Here is a 14,917-nt window from a genome sequence, read left to right on the forward strand (position 1 = left end):
GGCAAACGCTCGCTTTGTGCCTTGCTAACACGGAAGCCGAACATGTGCAGCAACTTTTGCTGCGGTGCAGCATTTTCGCGGGATTCCGCCGCCGGCGCGGACAAACAGTTGCAGATTTGTGACGCTCCGGACAAGGCGAGGCTGCTCAACCAGAAGTTATGTCGTGATCGTATCACCCGCCATGGACCAGCGAGCCGAAAAGCCTTGGATCGAGGCTGGGACCGGCAAAGGTCTCGCCCTCGATCAGAATGCTGACCGCATCGTGACTGTGCAGGCTTTCCTGATGGCTGGCGATGACACGGAAATCGCCGATGCGGTGATCGGCCAGCAATTGCTCGCAGAACAGCCGGGCGGCATCTTCGACAAAGATCGGATTGGCGGCATTGAGCTCGGCAAAGGCCTGTTCATCCTCGCGCTTAACCATCACCTGCGTTTCCGTCGGAACCGCCCGGCGGCAGGCGTCGATCAGATCCTCGAACCACAAACAACCCGCCTGGCAATCCAGTTCCACGGAAATCCGCGCAACTGAACGTTGCGAATGCGGGGTGGCCAACTGGCCCCGGGTCGCGCGCGCATGTTCGGACAACTCCAGCGAACAGGGGCAGGTCGATGAATAGACATAGTCCAGATGCATGATCTTTTGCCGGACGCCGTCGGTTTCCACCAGTTCCAGCGCGATCTCGTAATACTGATACCCCGACAGGCCCGAGCGCAGACTGTCCACGCGCATCGGAAAGGAAAACCGCATCTGAATGCGCGCATCAAAGCTGTCGAGATCGCTCTTGTAATCGTCCAGCGCCGCTTCGATCACTTCAAAGCTGAACGTACGCTCGGCGTGGCGGTAAAAGCTGCGCATGATGCGCGACATGTTGATACCCTTCTTGTCGGCCTCCAGGCTGACGGTGCCGGTCACCGAGGTCTCCAGGGTCAGATCGCCACTGTCGCGGGTGTGGAACTGAATCGGCAGGCGGAAATTCGAAATTCCGACATGCTGGATCTGCTGTTTCGCGCCCCGAATCAGGCTGGCCGGGCCGTTCTGAAGATCCGGCAGACCGGCCTTGTAGGCGGCATCGGCCTGAAAATCCTGCGGGTAGGTCCGCGACAGGGCCGGATAGGGGTTGTGCGTGTCCGACAGCAGACGCGCCAGCGCCGGGTCCAGCGCCGTGATCTCGGCCTCGGAGGCCGTCTCGGCCCATGATCGCAGAACCTGAAGGGCGACCTCGGCTTCACTGCGATCCGCGGACCGGCCCAGGTCCGGTAGCTGAATGTTCATGTTACGCTCCCCTTTCGACTAGGCGGTTCCCAGCCCGGTCCAAATGCCGTCCTTAACATAGGTTGTCCGGCCTGTATTGCCATTCCCGTTCATAGTTACGTGAAAAGCGACATGCCGGTTCTAATATTGTTCGCACAAATTTGAGCATGCCCGGCCGGCATTCGCCGCCTTTTCGGGCAGATTTTGCATGGGGGTGCCCCGCCCCGCTCGCGGGCGGTTCCGCGATGACGGCGCTGTCAGCGTCCGGCGGCCACCTCCAGCGCCTGTTTCACGTCGGCGATCAGGTCCGCGGTATCCTCGATCCCGACAGACAGCCGCACCAGCCCCGGCGTGATCCCCAGCTGTGCCTTCTGATCGTCAGGCAAGCGTTGATGGGTGGTGGTGGCCGGGTGTGTGATGATCGATTTGGCATCGCCCAGATTGTTCGAAATCTTGGCGATCTGCAGCGCGTTCAGGAAGCGGAACGCCGCCGCCTGCCCGCCCTTCAGATCCAGCGAGACCACGGTGCCGCCCTTGCCCATCTGCGCCATGCAAAGCGCATGGTCGGCATGGCTGGGATGGCCGGGATACAGCACCCGCACCAGCCCGTCATGCCCCTGTAGCGCCTCGGCCAGGGCCAGCGCACTGGCGGTCTGAGCATTGACCCGCAGCGCCATGGTTTCCAGCCCCTTCAGCATCACCCAGGCGGTGAACGGGCTCATCGAGCCACCGGTATGCTTCATATAGGGTTCGACGGTCTGGCGGATGAAGTCGCGGCGCCCCAGGATCACCCCGCCCAGGGTACGGCCCTGACCGTCGATATGTTTGGTGGCGGAATAGATCACCACATCGGCGCCCTGGCCAATGGCATCCGAGTAGACCGGGGTGGCAAAGACATTGTCCACCACGACCTGAGCCCCGACCGCATGCGCCAGGTCGCTGACGCCACGGATGTCGACCACTTCCAGCGTCGGGTTGGACACGGATTCAAAGAACACCGCACGGGTGTCCGGGCGCAGGGCGTCGCGCCACTGCGCCAGATCGGTGCCGTCGACAAAGGTGACCTCGACCCCATACCGGCACAGTACATCCTCGAGCACGTAGAGGCACGAACCGAACAACGCACGGGCCGCGACGACATGATCGCCGGCTTTCAGCATCGCCATCAGCGCGCCAGACACGGCCGCCATGCCCGATGCGGTGGCAAAGGCGTCTTCGGCGCCCTCCAGCGCGGCGATGCGGTCCTCGAACATCCGCACCGTCGGGTTGCCATAGCGGGCATAGATGAACTCGTCCGCGCCGGCCTCGATGAACCGCGCCTCGGCCGCCTCGGCCGTGTCATAGACGAACCCCTGGGTCAGAAAGATGGCTTCGCTGACCTCGCCATAGTGGCTGCGGCGCGTGCCGCCATGCACGGCGGTGGTACGTTTGTTCCAAGTTTTGCTCATGTCAACCTCCGGCCCCTTGTCGGGCACAAGAAAAAACCCCAGACGCGGTCAAGCGAAAGGGGGCTTTCATCCTGACCTTTTAGCGGTGTGTTTAGCGTGGCCCGCAATCCGGTAACAAATCGCCACGTCGTCTGCCCGGGCAATACCCCGGTCAGACCGGTTTCGTCAAGCACAGGTTAACGCACCGTCACGCACCCGTCACCGACCGTTCACGCAGGTTTCATAGGCTCGATGCACCAGGACACCACATCATCTTGTGTGAGGCCAGGCCGATGGCGATCATCAGAGTGAATGCGACAGGCGAAAACTGCTGCCTGCACGGATCAGAACAGGACCTTGCCGCCTGCCTGCGGCAATACGCATCCGCCCCGGGACCGGCGGTCATCATGATCCACGGATACTCGTATCAGCCCGGCCATCCGGTGCATTGCCCACATCGCCACATTCTGGCGCTCGATCCGCAGCCCCTGCCCTGGGCGGCTCCCAGTTGGCCGCGCGGGCTGGGTTTCGATGGCACCGATCCGGCCGAAGGTCTGGCCATCGCCTTTGGCTGGTCTGCGCGCGGTTCGATCTGGCGTGCGCGGGGACGCGCCATCGCCGCCGGGCGGGCGCTGGCCTCGGTGGTGACACAGCTGCGGCGACACGCACCGCGCCGCAATGTACATATCGTGGCGCATTCCATGGGAATCGAAGTGGCCGCCGAAGCGCTGCACCACCTGCCGGCGGGTTCGGTGGACCGGATTCTCTCGCTGACCGGCGCCAGCTATCGCTCGCGCGTGGCGGCAGCTCTGGGCACGCCGGCAGGGTGCGACGCCACCTTTGTCAATGTCACCAGCCGCGAGAACGACCTGTTTGACTGTCTCTACGAACGCCTGATCGCCCCGCCGGCCCGCGCCGACCGGGCGTTGGGCCAGGGACTGGACATGCCCAACGCGGTGACGCTGCAGCTGGATTGCCTGACGACACTGGATCACCTGCGCCGCCTGGGCGCCAGGGTCGCCCCCCCGGCGCGCCGCATCTGCCATTGGTCCGCCTATCTGCGCCCCGGTATCCTGCAGTTCTATCGCGACCTCCTGCGCCAGCCCGAGACGCTGACGCTGAACCGCCTGCGCGCAGGCCTGCCGCGCCAGCCAGCGCGCCGCTGGTCGCGCCTGCTGCCGCGCCGGGCCACGACCCGGCGCCTCCGACTGGTGCAGGACCCCCTGTAACTGGCCCAGCGCGCAAAAGTACCCAACGGGACAAACCCGCAGATCGAAACCGTTCCGCTAAGCCTTGGCGTCGGTGTCGGCGGCGTCCTCGGGGTCGATCATGTGCTTTTGCAGCGCCAGGATCTGCCACCACAGGAAACCGAACAGCGCAGCCGGAAAGGCAAAGGTCTCGATCTTGACCCAGGCCGCATCGGACATGTTGCGCCACACAAGCTCGTTGCCGATCGCCAGCAGAATGAAGAACAGGAACAGCCGGCGGGTCAGGATCATCCAACCTTCGTCGCGCATCGGAATCAGTTCGCCCATGACATAGGCCAGATAGGATTTGCCTTGCAAAAGCCCGATCCCCAACAGGGCGGAAAAGCAGCCATAGACGATGGTGGTTTTCATCTTGAAGAACTTTTCATCGTTGAACCAGGCGGTGAGACCGCCAAAGAAAACCACCATGAACGCGGTAAACACCTGCATCCGGCTGAGATGCCCGGTCAGACGCCACAGGATCGCCATCGACACCAGCAGAATTGGCACGAACACCACCGCGGCGACGATGAACCCGGAATAGGCAGTGCCGGCAAATGTATAGGTCTCGTCCTGAATGCGCAGGTAGAGCAGGAAAAAGGCCACGGTGGGCCCCAGTTCCAGCACCTGTTTCAGCACCATGTTGATCTCTTTCGGCTCGGCCATGTGGTCTCCTATCCGCCCATCTCAACTATCACCGCTCCTGCTGCGATCAAGGCCATTAAGCCTATTCGCCGCGGTCCAACGGTCTCTTTCAGCACCAGCCAGCCGATCAGCGCGGCAAAGACGGTCGAGGTTTCCCGCAGTACCGCCGCTTCGCCGACCTTGTCCAGCCGGGTTGCCAGCATCACCGCACCGAAACTGAAAAAGGCCACGAACCCGCCGATCACCCCGCGCAGCATCAGCGGCAGAGGTTCCGGCCGAACGGTCATGGCGCGCCAGCGCAGCATCGCCACGACCGGCATGACCAGCCCGTCCAGCATGAAAAACCAGGCCAGAAAGGTGAACGGGTCGGCGGTGGCCCGGATGCCATAGGCGTCATAGGTTGTATAGAGCGCCACGGTCAGCCCGGTCGCGACCGCCAGAATCAGCGCAATCTTCAACGTGCTGCGCTGCGCCTGCAAATATCTCAGATTATAGGCCGCCAAACCGAAAATTCCCGCCAGCAGCACCGCCACGCCCAGCCACTGAACCGCCGTAAATACCTCGCCGAACAACAGATAGGCGCCGATCACCGTGAACAATGGCCCGGTGCCACGCACCACCGGATAGACCACGGTATAGGACCCCTTGGAATAGGCCTGCGCCTGCAGCACCTTGTAGACGATGTGAATGAAAAAGACCGTGGCGAAAATCGGCCACATATGCGGCTCTGGCCAGGGCACGACAAACAGCGCGAACGGCGCCGCCATCAGCCCATAGGACGCGTCGATTGCGCCGCGAGACAGCCAGGGGTCGTGCCGCCCCTTTTGCAGCGCCCCGAAGACCGCATGCAGAAACGCTGCCATCAGGGCCAGCCAAAGGGCCAGATCATGCCCGGCCTCGGTGCCCTGCAGCGAGGTCAGCCAGGTGCTCACACTCTCCCCATACGCCTGTCCCTGCAGCGGTCAGGTCGCGTCCAGCCCGGTCAGGGCAGCAGCGAATTCCTCGGGATCGAACGGTGCCAGATCGTCGATCTGCTCGCCGACACCGATGGCGTGAATCGGCAGACCGAACCGGTCCGCCAGCGCCACCAGGACACCGCCCTTGGCGGTGCCGTCCAGCTTGGTCATGACCAGCCCGGACACATCCGATATCTTGCGAAAGGTCTCGACCTGGTTCAGCGCGTTCTGCCCGGTGGTGGCGTCCAGCACCAGCAGCGTGTTGTGCGGCGCCGTCTCATCCTTTTTGCGGATGACCCGGACGATCTTGGCCAGTTCCTCCATCAGGTCGGCGCGGTTCTGCAGCCGACCGGCGGTGTCGATCATCAACAGATCGGCGCCATCCTGCTGCGCCTTGGTCATTGCGTCAAAGGCCAGGCTGGCGGGGTCGGTGCCTTCGGGCGCGGTCAGGACAGGCACCCCGGCCCGGTCGCCCCAGACCTGCAGCTGCTCCACGGCGGCGGCGCGGAACGTGTCTCCGGCGGCGATTACCACCGATTTTCCGGCGGCCTTGAACTGGCTGGCCAGCTTGCCGATGGTGGTGGTCTTGCCCGAGCCGTTGACCCCGACCACCAGCACCACCTGCGGGCGTTTCGGATAGATCGGCATTGGCTTGGCAACCGGTTCCATGATGCGGGCGATCTCGCCGGACAGCAGCGACTTGATCTCGTCGGTCGACAGTTTCTTGCCGAACCGGCCCTCGGCCATGTTGGCGCTGACCCGCAGGGCGGTGTCCACGCCCATGTCGGCACTGATCAACAACTCTTCGAGCTGTTCGAGCATATCGTCGTCCAGCGTGCGGCGGATCACCGCGCGGGCCTTGCCACGCCCCATCAGCCGGCCCAAAAACCCCGGAGTCTGTGGTTCGTTCTGGATTTCGGTCTGGATTTCGGTCTGGGGCAGTTCCACCGGGGTCGGCGCCGGCTGTTCCGGCGGCATCGGCACGGGGATCGGATCGGTGGGAATCGGGTCGGCCGGAACCGGCTCGGGCACAGGGTCGGGTTGCGGGACCGGGTCGGGTTGCGGCACCGGGTCGGGTTGCGGCACCGGCACAGGCGCCGGTTCGGGCCGGGGTTCAGGCTGCGGCGCGGGCACCTCGGCGGGCGGCAAAGGCGGGTCCGTGTCCGGCTGTGGCGGTGTCTCGTGCGGAGGGGTTTCCTGCGGCGCCGGCTCCGGGTCCGGGACGACCGGGTCCGGGTCGGCGGCCAGCACATCCTCTTCGCCGCCATCCTCGACAATCGCGTCCAGCCCCTCTTCAATCTTGGACGAGGATTTGAACAGCTTGTTCTTGAGCTTCTTGAAAAACGCCATGCTGGTCTCCGAACGGATCGTTGCCCTCACCTAATGCGGTTTGCGCGGGTTTGAAAGGGTCTGGCCATGGCGGCAGCCTCGGTTCGACGGATGACCGGAATACCATCGGCGCTGCCAGCGTCGTTGGGCGTTTGACAGGCGGCGGGCGCGGCGCGATGTTGCGTGGCCGGCAGCGCGCCCCGCAACGACCGGCGAACGGCCCCGAAAAGGTATTGATAAAGACCATGTTCCGGTTCGCAATGGCCAGCCTCAGCCCCGTCGCCCTTCTGGTTGCCGCCTGCCTGTCGGGGGGCATCTGGCCGGCGCTGGCACTGGTTCATGTGACGCTGGTCGTCTGGGCATTGGACCGCTGGTGGCCATACGTTCTGCCCGAGTACGACACCCCGGCCTGCCAGGCCTTTGGCCACCGGCTGACGCTGGTTCTGGGCGGGTTGCATTTTCCGCTGCTGGCGCTGGGGGTCTGGTCCCTGGCAGGCGCGGGACCGCTGGACGTCGGTCAGAAACTGGCACTTGGCCTCGCCTTGGGTCTGTATCTGGGTCAGGTCGGCAATTCCAACGCCCATGAGCTGATCCACGCGCCGGACCGCTGGTCCCGGCGGTTGGGCAAGGCGGTCTTTGTCTCGCTGCTGTTCGGCCATCACGCCTCGGCGCATCCAAAAGTGCATCATGTTCATGTGGCCAGCGACGGTGATCCCAATTCGGCCCGGCTGGGCCAGGGTTTCTACCGGTTCTGGCCGCGCGCCTGGACCGGATCGTTTTGCGCCGGCTGGCGGGCGGAAACGGCGGCACGGGCCCGGCAGATGCCGCGCCCGTCGGTCCTGTCCCACCCCTATCTGGTCTATTGCGGCGGCGCGCTGGCAACTCTTGCGGTCAGCCATGCCCTGGCGGGCGCAGCCGGAGTTGCGGTGCTGATCGCTCTGGCGGGCTATGCGCAGATGCAATTGCTGCTGGCCGACTACATCCAGCATTACGGGTTGCGCCGGGTGCGGCGCCCGGACGGGCGCTTGCAGCCAGCAGGCCCACAGCATTCCTGGAATGCGCCGCACTGGTATTCGTCGGCGATGATGCTGAATGCGCCGCGCCACTCCGATCACCACGACAATCCGGCCCGGCGTTTCCCGGCGCTGCGTCTGGATGCGCGAACCATGCCGGTCTGGCCGCATGCGATGCCGGTCATGGCGGCTCTGGCGCTGTGCCCGCCGCTGTGGCGGCGCCGGATGGATTCCCTGGCGGCGCGCTGGCAGAGGCGGATCAATGCAGACGCAGCGCTTGGCCCGCGCAAACATGGATCGGCCGCCACCGATCTGCCATTGTGACAGCATGACTCGCCCTTTCACGATTCTCCTCCTGCTGCTGACGGCTCCGGCTGCGGCCCAGAGCCCGATGTCAGCCGACGCCTTTGACGCCTATACGCGCGGCAAGACGCTGTTTTATGGCTTTGACGGCGAAGCCTATGGGGTCGAGCGCTATCTCGACGGGCGGCGGGTGATCTGGTCGTTTCTGGATGGCCAGTGCAAGGAGGGCATCTGGTATGAAGAGGCCGGCCAGATCTGTTTCATCTACGAAGACCGGCTGGACCCGCAGTGCTGGACGTTTGTGCAATCCGGCGGTGGCCTGATCGCCCGGTTCGAAGACAACCCGGATGCAACCGAACTGTACGAGGCCCAGGATATCGGCCAGGAGATGTTGTGTTACGGCCCGGATACCGGCGTCTGACCGGCATCAGGGGCGCGGCCGGTCCGATGGTGTCAGAACAGGCTGCCCTGCTCGGGCTTGTCCGGTTTCCTTGCGCCTTTTGACGCGGCTTTGCGGGCGGGTTTCCCGGCCGGCGCCTCGGAAACCTGCCCTGCACCGTGGCGCACATCCAACAGGCCATCGGCAAACTCGATTTCCAGCGCTTCGCTCTTTGCTGCCACCGCGCGCGTGGTTACGACCGTTTCCCCCGACCTGACCACCGCAAAGCCCCGCGCCAGCGTGGCCTGATACCCCAGCGAGGTCAGCAGCCGGTCGGTGGCGGCAAGCTGTTTCTGCAGATGCTCGATCCTTCCGGACGCGGCCATGGACAGACGACGGTGCAGGCTGGCGAATTCGGTTCGTTTCAGGGCCAGGCGGGACTGCAGCCGCTGCGGCTGCAACAGGCCGGCCCGTCGATCCAGTTCGGCGCGCCAGGGCCGCAGGCTGCGGGTGAACCCGGGCGCCAGACGCTGCGCCAGCATGGCCAGCCTGTCCCGATCGCCCCGGATCCGGCGGCGCAATACCACTGGTTTCAGGCTGCCGGCCCGTCGATCCAGCTCCGCGCGCCGGTGTCGCAGGCTGCGGACCAGCCCGGGTGCCAGACGTCGCGCCGCTGTCGCCAGTCGGTCCCGGTCGCCCCGGATCCGGCGGCGCAAAACGGCCGGTTTCAGGCTGCCGGACAGATCCGCCAGATGAACCCGGCGCGTCTGGACCCCGCGCATCAGCACCATCGGCAGTCTCTCGGCCACCAGGTCCAAGCGCTGGCGCGGCCCCTCGAGCAGCCCCTGCGGGCGCGGCAAAGCGCGCGACAGATCGGCCAGGCGCTGCCGCCGCCGGGCAACGCCATGGCTGATCGCGCGGCTGACGCGCGCGCCCTGCGCCTCGACCTGCGCCATCAGTTCCAGCCGCACGGGCACCGCTAGTTCGGCAGCGGCGGTCGGGGTGGGCGCGCGCCGGTCCGACACATAGTCGATCAGCGTGGTGTCGGTCTCGTGCCCGACGGCGGAAATCAGCGGGATGCGCGAGGCCGCTGCGGCACGGGCGACGATCTCTTCGTTGAACCCCCACAGATCCTCGACCGACCCGCCGCCCCGGGCCACGATCAGCAGATCCGGGCGCGGTAAGGCGCCGCCCGGTGTCAATGCGTTGAACCCCGCGATGGCGCGGGCGACCTCGGGCGCGCAGTTCGATCCCTGAACGGCCACCGGCCAGATCAGCACCTTGCGCGGAAACCGGTCGCGCAACCGGTGCAGGATATCGCGGATCACCGCGCCGCTGGGCGAAGTGACAACCCCGATGACGCCCGGCAAATAGGGCAAGGGGCGTTTGCGCGTCGCCTCGAACAGACCCTCGGCGGCCAGCAGTTTCTTGCGCTTTTCCAGCAGCGCCATCAGCGCGCCCTGCCCGGCCACGGCAACGTCATCGACATTCAGGTTGTATTTGGACTGGCCGCCAAAGGCGGTCATGCGCCCTGTGACAACAACCTCCAGCCCCTCTTCGGGCACCACCGACAGCCCGGCGATCTGGCCCTTCCAGGTGGTGCAGGCCAGCACCGAGCGGTCGTCCTTGACATCGAAATACAGATGCCCCGACCGGGCCCGGAACACGCGCCCGACCTCGCCGCGCACCCGGATGCGCCCGAACTCTTCCTCGAGGCTGCGTTTCACCGCGCCCGACAGTTCGGTCACCGAGTATTCCGGCAGGTTCTGTCCCGGCAGCGGGTCGTCGATCAGATCGGACATGAGGGTGCCTTGTTTCGTCTTCGCGCGCAGCTTAGAACGCGGGCCAGGCAAGGCCAAGCAGATCGGAGCGCATTTCATGAACATCCTCATTCTCGGCGGCGGCGGGCGCGAACACAGCCTCGCATGGGCGGTGATGCAGAACCCCAAATGCGACAAGCTGATCGTCGCGCCGGGCAATGCCGGAATCGCCCAGATCGCCACCTGCGCGGCGCTGGATATCGAGGATGGCGGCGCGGTCGTCGCCTTTGCCGAGGAAAACGCCATCGATTTCGTGATCATCGGCCCCGAGGCGCCGCTGGCGGCCGGCGTGGCCGACCGATTGCGCGATGCCGGGCTGCTGGTGTTTGGTCCCTCGGCGGCGGCGGCGCGGCTGGAGGCGTCGAAAAGCTTTACCAAGGAGATCTGCGACGCTGCCAAGGCCCCGACGGCGGAATACGGACATTTCACCGATGCCGCCGCGGCCCGCGCCCATGTCAGCGCCAAGGGCGCGCCGATCGTCGTCAAGGCCGACGGGCTGGCCGCCGGCAAGGGTGTGATCGTGGCGATGACCGAAGCAGAGGCGCTGGCCGCCATCGACGACATGTTCGGCGGTGCCTTTGGCGGAGCCGGTGCCGAAGTGGTGATCGAGGAATTCATGGAGGGCGAAGAGGCTTCATTCTTTGTCCTCTGCGACGGCGAGACGGTGCTGCCGATCGGCACCGCGCAGGACCACAAGCGCGTCGGCGAAGGCGATACCGGCCCGAACACCGGCGGCATGGGCGCCTATTCGCCGGCGCCGGTGCTCAGCGCCGACATCGCGGAAAAGGCGCTGGACCGGATCGTGCGTCCGACCATGGCGGAAATGGCGCGGCGCGGCATGCCCTATCAGGGGGTGCTGTATGTCGGGCTGATGATCCGCGACGGCGAACCGCGGCTGGTGGAATACAATGTCCGCTTCGGCGACCCCGAATGCCAGGTGCTGATGATGCGCCTGGGGGCGCAGGCGATGGACCTGATGCACGCCGCCGCCGAAGGCCGCCTGAGCGAGGCGCGGGTGAACTGGGCCGATGACCATGCGATGACCGTGGTAATGGCGGCGCAGGGCTATCCTGGCTCCTATGAAAAGGGCAGCGTCATCGGCGGGCTGGACGATCTGCCCGAGACCAGTTTTGCGATGTGTTTTCACGCTGGCACGGACGAGCGCGACGGCCGGATCGTTGCCACTGGCGGCCGGGTTCTGAACCTGACCGCGCGCGGCGACAGCCTGGCCCAGGCCCGCGCCCGGGCCTACGAGATGGTCCACGCGCTGGACTGGCCGGAGGGGTTTTGCCGCGGCGATATCGGGTGGCGCGAACTGGAACGATCCTAGAAACCCGGGGCTTGGCCCCTCGGGAATGGCATTTTTCGCCGATTCGGTGTATAATCATGTCCTCTTTGCATGCATCGGTTGAAATTTGCGCGCTGGCTTAGCGTCTGTCCTGGTCGGCCAGGCGGCGCTGGCGGGCGCGTCCTTTGTGTTCCGGAGGACCGACCCATGTCTGCACGAAAATCTGCACGACTTCACGACGCCGCCTGCCATCTGGTGGCCCCTGCCTTGCTGGCCCTTGCCCTGACCGCCCCTGTCGCCGCGCAACAGGCGGCGGATACCGGCCCCGTGGCCCCCGAATTCGCCAGCATGGAAACCCGTATCGGCCAGTTGGTCGAGATTCTTGAAACCGGCGACAATTGTCCGACCGTCGCGACGGCGCTGGATCTGACCCTCGGGCTGGTCTACGGCGGCACAAGACCGCTGCCGTCGAAGATACCGCAAAGCCTGGACGAAGCCCGCGAACTCTACGGTCCGGACATCAGCCAGCGCGAACTGGACATCGCCGGCCGGTCACTGTCAGCCAACAAGGTGATCAGTGCGACGGCGGCCCGTGTGACCGCCGCCCTGGCCCACAGGATGCGCCTCAAGTCGTGCCCGGCCCAGGCCGGGCTGGCGGCGGATCTGAAGTTTCACCTGGAGGAAATCGAGGACGTCGCCGCGGCGCTGGGGGAATACACCGCGCTGTGCGGGGTCGGCGACAGTTTGGTGAGTGGCATTTGCGCACAGCTGGCCCCGGTGCTGGACGAGCAGACCGGTCACATCCTGACACCGGCACAGATCCCGAAAACCATCACCCGGGGCTTCTGGCTGAAATTGCGCAGCCCGTTCATTCCCCGTTATAACCGTCGCTGGCAGGAATATGTCCGGGTCATTCCGCCGATGGATTTCGGCCAGTGCAGTGCCGTGTTCAAGGAAACCAAGGGGCTGATGCTGCGGTTGCGGCTGGATGGCTTTACCGTTGTGCGCGACCCCTGGGCCACCGCCGACCTGCCACGCGGCACCCGCATTCCGATCTGGACGCTGGAATGGGTGCCGTCGGAATATGTCAAGCATTTCAACATCTGCAACACCGGTGACGGGGTCACCAGCAGCGTGTCGCAAAGGGTGAAGCAGGATATTCCGCTGAACTATTTCTGGCGCTATTTCGCCAAGTGACCCGAGGCAGGGTTGATCGGGCGGGGTCCGACCGCGCCGGCCACAGGGGCGCAACACGGGCCTCGCGCGGCGGGCGGGACCGCGCCATATGCGGGGCGGCCGACGCCGCGCCCCCGCAGCGGCGGATCAGATCTGCTTTTCCGGCATCTGTACGATCAGCCCGTCCAACGCATCGCTGACCTTGATCTGGCAGGTCAGACGCGACCGTTCGGGATCGGGCTCATAGGCGAAATCCAGCATGTCCATTTCCATGTCATCCTTGGCCGGCAGCTTTTCGATCCAGGCCGGATCGACATAGACATGACAGGTCGAACAGGCGCAGGCGCCGCCGCAATCCGCCTCGATACCGGGAATGTTGTTGTCGCGTGCGCCTTCCATCACGGTCAGCCCGTTGGCAACCTCAACCTGATGCTGCGTGCCGTCATGCTCGATATAGGTGATTTTTGCCATTGTCCGGTTCCCTTGCGTGACTCGGACTTGTCTCTAGCCAAGCCCCGCAGGCCATGCCAGCCCATTCTGGCCGCTTTCGGCGGGTCTGGAAAAAAATCGCCGATGTTCCATACTTGTTCTCATACCGCCCCCGCGCGCCTCAGAACGCCCCCTCTGGCCGCGCCCGCCGGCCTGCCTGACCGCCGAGCGACTGCCGGATCCGCCCGAAGGCGCGCGCTTCTGCGTTGCTGGTCCGGTCATCCTGCGCCAGCGCCCGGGCACCGCCAAGGGCGTGATCTTTGTCACGCTCGAGGATCAGACCGGCATCGTCAACGTGATCGTCTGGCGCAAGATCTACGAACGGTTCCGCCGTGCTGTGATCGCCGGCTGGCTGTTGCGGGTCACAGGGCGGTTGCCGCGGGCGCATTCCGTGACCCATGTGATCGCCGAACAGATCGAGGATATCTCGCCAATGCCGGACCGTCTGCTGCAGCCCGCCCCCTCTGGTTGAGCGCAATTCATCGCATGCACCAAAATACCGCTGTTGCCCGGCCGAGGAAATTTGCTAGCTTGCCGCCGACAGGACCAATGCGGGAGACAGACACAGATGGCAACGCGCAGCTTGCCCGAGATCGGCTTTTTGTCCGATGTTTCCGCGGATCTGAAAAAGGTGCTGATCGACCTGGCGACCGAAATCACCCTCACCCCGGGCGATGTGCTGTTCGAACAGGGCGACGAGGGCGACGCACTTTATGCGATCATCAAAGGCGCGGTGGAATTCAGCGTGCTGGCGATGGACGGGCGCAAGCTGACACTGGACATGATGCGCCCCGGCGCGCTGTTCGGAGAGATCACGCTGTTCGATCCCGGCATGCGCACGGCCACGGCCACCGCCGTCCAGGACACGACCCTGTGGCGGATCCGCCATTCCGACGTGCTGACGCAGATCCGCCAGCGCCCGGACCTGGCGGTCGACATGATTCATCTGGCCGGGCAACGGATGCGCTGGATGGGACGGCAGTTGAACGAACAGGTCTTTCTGCCATTGCCGACCCGGCTGGCGCGCAAGGTCCAGCATCTGGCTCCCGCCGACCAGCCCAGCCCCTTCAGGCTGAGCCTGTCGCAGGCGGAACTGGCGGAATTCGTCGGCGCCACCCGCGAGGCGGTTTCCAAGATCCTGTCCAGCTGGAAACGCGACGGGGTCATCCAGAGCGCCCGCGGCGGCGTGGTGATCCTGGACTGGGACGCCCTGTCTCTGCTGGCGGAGCCGGACCAGATCTGACGCAGGCCCATGCTTTCGAACCTGCCGGCACGGTGAAACAACCCCGGGGTCGGGCACAGATTTTTTCGCCTCTGTGTTCTTGTTCACATACAAGCGCCGCAAGATGCACCAGATTAAGAGCACAAGTTCAGCGACGCCCCGGCAAGTTTAAACCAGCACAAGCCGCCGTCCCCTGACACGCTGCACCCGATCCGGTTCTCCCCCCTTCTGGCCGGTTCGCAAAGCCGTCAGGTCTCCTCCCCTGGCCGATCGGCGGCCATCGGTAACACGTGTCGTGGCCGGAGCGGCGCTGAACTTGTCCGGCTTGCGGCCCCAAGGCCGCAGCCTATCGGTTCCAAGGGCCGGCGCCG

The 14,917-nt window shown here is 65.1% G+C and carries 14 protein-coding genes and 1 riboswitch; of the genes, 7 read left to right on the top strand and 7 right to left on the bottom strand.

Annotated features, from left to right (window positions below; genetic code table 11):
* Positions 1–172: 172 nt before the first annotated feature.
* Together folE2 and metZ are read right to left on the bottom strand one after the other, a co-directional pair.
* On the bottom strand, positions 173–1,273 hold the full coding sequence (gene folE2 / locus ACFMPD_RS13880) for a GTP cyclohydrolase FolE2 (protein WP_380995481.1): 1,101 nt from the start codon (positions 1,271–1,273) through the stop codon (positions 173–175).
* Between the two features lie 236 nt (positions 1,274–1,509).
* The gene (gene metZ / locus ACFMPD_RS13885; protein ID WP_380995484.1) at positions 1,510–2,700 is read right to left on the bottom strand and encodes an O-succinylhomoserine sulfhydrylase; all 1,191 of its coding nucleotides are present in this window, start codon (positions 2,698–2,700) and stop codon (positions 1,510–1,512) included.
* A 59-nt stretch (positions 2,701–2,759) separates the two neighbouring features.
* Positions 2,760–2,836, bottom strand: a riboswitch (SAM riboswitch).
* Between the two features lie 136 nt (positions 2,837–2,972).
* On the opposite strand from metZ, the gene ACFMPD_RS13890 reads away from it, so the two are divergent.
* On the top strand, positions 2,973–3,908 hold the full coding sequence (locus tag ACFMPD_RS13890) for an alpha/beta hydrolase (RefSeq protein ID WP_380995486.1): 936 nt from the start codon (positions 2,973–2,975) through the stop codon (positions 3,906–3,908).
* Positions 3,909–3,965: 57 nt separating this feature from the next.
* Here ACFMPD_RS13890 and ACFMPD_RS13895 read toward each other — a convergent pair whose 3' ends face one another.
* Genes ACFMPD_RS13895 through ftsY form a run of 3 tightly spaced genes read right to left on the bottom strand, consistent with a single transcriptional unit; the run spans position 3,966 to position 6,877 of the window.
* Positions 3,966–4,592, bottom strand: a complete 627-nt coding sequence (locus ACFMPD_RS13895) for an inner membrane-spanning protein YciB (RefSeq protein ID WP_380995488.1) — start codon at positions 4,590–4,592, stop codon at positions 3,966–3,968.
* An 8-nt stretch (positions 4,593–4,600) separates the two neighbouring features.
* Positions 4,601–5,503: an EamA family transporter gene (locus ACFMPD_RS13900; protein ID WP_380995490.1), complete on the bottom strand. Its 903-nt coding sequence runs from the start codon at positions 5,501–5,503 to the stop codon at positions 4,601–4,603.
* A gap of 30 nt (positions 5,504–5,533) precedes the next feature.
* On the bottom strand, positions 5,534–6,877 hold the full coding sequence (ftsY, locus tag ACFMPD_RS13905) for a signal recognition particle-docking protein FtsY (RefSeq protein ID WP_380995492.1): 1,344 nt from the start codon (positions 6,875–6,877) through the stop codon (positions 5,534–5,536).
* A gap of 224 nt (positions 6,878–7,101) precedes the next feature.
* On the opposite strand from ftsY, the gene ACFMPD_RS13910 reads away from it, so the two are divergent.
* A complete protein-coding gene (locus tag ACFMPD_RS13910) occupies positions 7,102–8,193 on the top strand; it encodes an alkane 1-monooxygenase (RefSeq protein WP_380995495.1) in 1,092 nt (363 codons plus the stop codon).
* Between the two features lie 4 nt (positions 8,194–8,197).
* On the top strand, positions 8,198–8,593 hold the full coding sequence (locus ACFMPD_RS13915; RefSeq protein ID WP_380995498.1) for a hypothetical protein: 396 nt from the start codon (positions 8,198–8,200) through the stop codon (positions 8,591–8,593).
* Positions 8,594–8,625: 32 nt separating this feature from the next.
* On the opposite strand, the gene xseA is transcribed toward ACFMPD_RS13915, so the two are convergent.
* On the bottom strand, positions 8,626–10,353 hold the full coding sequence (gene xseA, locus ACFMPD_RS13920; RefSeq protein ID WP_380995501.1) for an exodeoxyribonuclease VII large subunit: 1,728 nt from the start codon (positions 10,351–10,353) through the stop codon (positions 8,626–8,628).
* 76 nt (positions 10,354–10,429) lie between these two features.
* Between xseA and purD the strand changes: the two genes are divergently transcribed.
* On the top strand, positions 10,430–11,701 hold the full coding sequence (gene purD, locus ACFMPD_RS13925; RefSeq protein ID WP_380995503.1) for a phosphoribosylamine--glycine ligase: 1,272 nt from the start codon (positions 10,430–10,432) through the stop codon (positions 11,699–11,701).
* Positions 11,702–11,866: 165 nt separating this feature from the next.
* Positions 11,867–12,856 carry a hypothetical protein gene (locus tag ACFMPD_RS13930; RefSeq protein ID WP_380995505.1) on the top strand — a complete coding sequence of 330 codons (990 nt, stop codon included), beginning with the start codon at positions 11,867–11,869 and terminating at the stop codon, positions 12,854–12,856.
* A 126-nt stretch (positions 12,857–12,982) separates the two neighbouring features.
* Here the strand turns inward: ACFMPD_RS13930 and ACFMPD_RS13935 are convergent, their stop codons facing one another.
* Positions 12,983–13,306: a 2Fe-2S iron-sulfur cluster-binding protein gene (locus tag ACFMPD_RS13935; protein WP_380995507.1), complete on the bottom strand. Its 324-nt coding sequence runs from the start codon at positions 13,304–13,306 to the stop codon at positions 12,983–12,985.
* A 109-nt stretch (positions 13,307–13,415) separates the two neighbouring features.
* Between ACFMPD_RS13935 and ACFMPD_RS13940 the strand changes: the two genes are divergently transcribed.
* A complete protein-coding gene (locus ACFMPD_RS13940) occupies positions 13,416–13,796 on the top strand; it encodes an OB-fold nucleic acid binding domain-containing protein (RefSeq protein WP_380995552.1) in 381 nt (126 codons plus the stop codon).
* 96 nt (positions 13,797–13,892) lie between these two features.
* On the top strand, positions 13,893–14,567 hold the full coding sequence (locus tag ACFMPD_RS13945; RefSeq protein WP_380995510.1) for a Crp/Fnr family transcriptional regulator: 675 nt from the start codon (positions 13,893–13,895) through the stop codon (positions 14,565–14,567).
* Positions 14,568–14,917: the final 350 nt, after the last annotated feature.

It is taken from the genome of Sedimentitalea sediminis, from assembly GCF_042687825.1.
Taxonomy (GTDB): Bacteria; Pseudomonadota; Alphaproteobacteria; order Rhodobacterales; family Rhodobacteraceae; genus Sedimentitalea.

What these genes read in the sequence shown, in the direction of transcription:
- folE2 (WP_380995481.1), bottom strand. Translation starts at nt 1,273, where the DNA reads ATGAACATTCAGCTACCGGACCTGGGCCGGTCCGCGGATCGCAGTGAA.
- metZ (WP_380995484.1), bottom strand. Translation starts at nt 2,700, where the DNA reads ATGAGCAAAACTTGGAACAAACGTACCACCGCCGTGCATGGCGGCACG.
- ACFMPD_RS13890 (WP_380995486.1), top strand. Translation starts at nt 2,973, where the DNA reads ATGGCGATCATCAGAGTGAATGCGACAGGCGAAAACTGCTGCCTGCAC.
- ACFMPD_RS13895 (WP_380995488.1), bottom strand. Translation starts at nt 4,592, where the DNA reads ATGGCCGAGCCGAAAGAGATCAACATGGTGCTGAAACAGGTGCTGGAA.
- ftsY (WP_380995492.1), bottom strand. Translation starts at nt 6,877, where the DNA reads ATGGCGTTTTTCAAGAAGCTCAAGAACAAGCTGTTCAAATCCTCGTCC.
- ACFMPD_RS13910 (WP_380995495.1), top strand. Translation starts at nt 7,102, where the DNA reads ATGTTCCGGTTCGCAATGGCCAGCCTCAGCCCCGTCGCCCTTCTGGTT.
- ACFMPD_RS13915 (WP_380995498.1), top strand. Translation starts at nt 8,198, where the DNA reads ATGACTCGCCCTTTCACGATTCTCCTCCTGCTGCTGACGGCTCCGGCT.
- xseA (WP_380995501.1), bottom strand. Translation starts at nt 10,353, where the DNA reads ATGTCCGATCTGATCGACGACCCGCTGCCGGGACAGAACCTGCCGGAA.
- purD (WP_380995503.1), top strand. Translation starts at nt 10,430, where the DNA reads ATGAACATCCTCATTCTCGGCGGCGGCGGGCGCGAACACAGCCTCGCA.
- ACFMPD_RS13930 (WP_380995505.1), top strand. Translation starts at nt 11,867, where the DNA reads ATGTCTGCACGAAAATCTGCACGACTTCACGACGCCGCCTGCCATCTG.
- ACFMPD_RS13935 (WP_380995507.1), bottom strand. Translation starts at nt 13,306, where the DNA reads ATGGCAAAAATCACCTATATCGAGCATGACGGCACGCAGCATCAGGTT.
- ACFMPD_RS13945 (WP_380995510.1), top strand. Translation starts at nt 13,893, where the DNA reads ATGGCAACGCGCAGCTTGCCCGAGATCGGCTTTTTGTCCGATGTTTCC.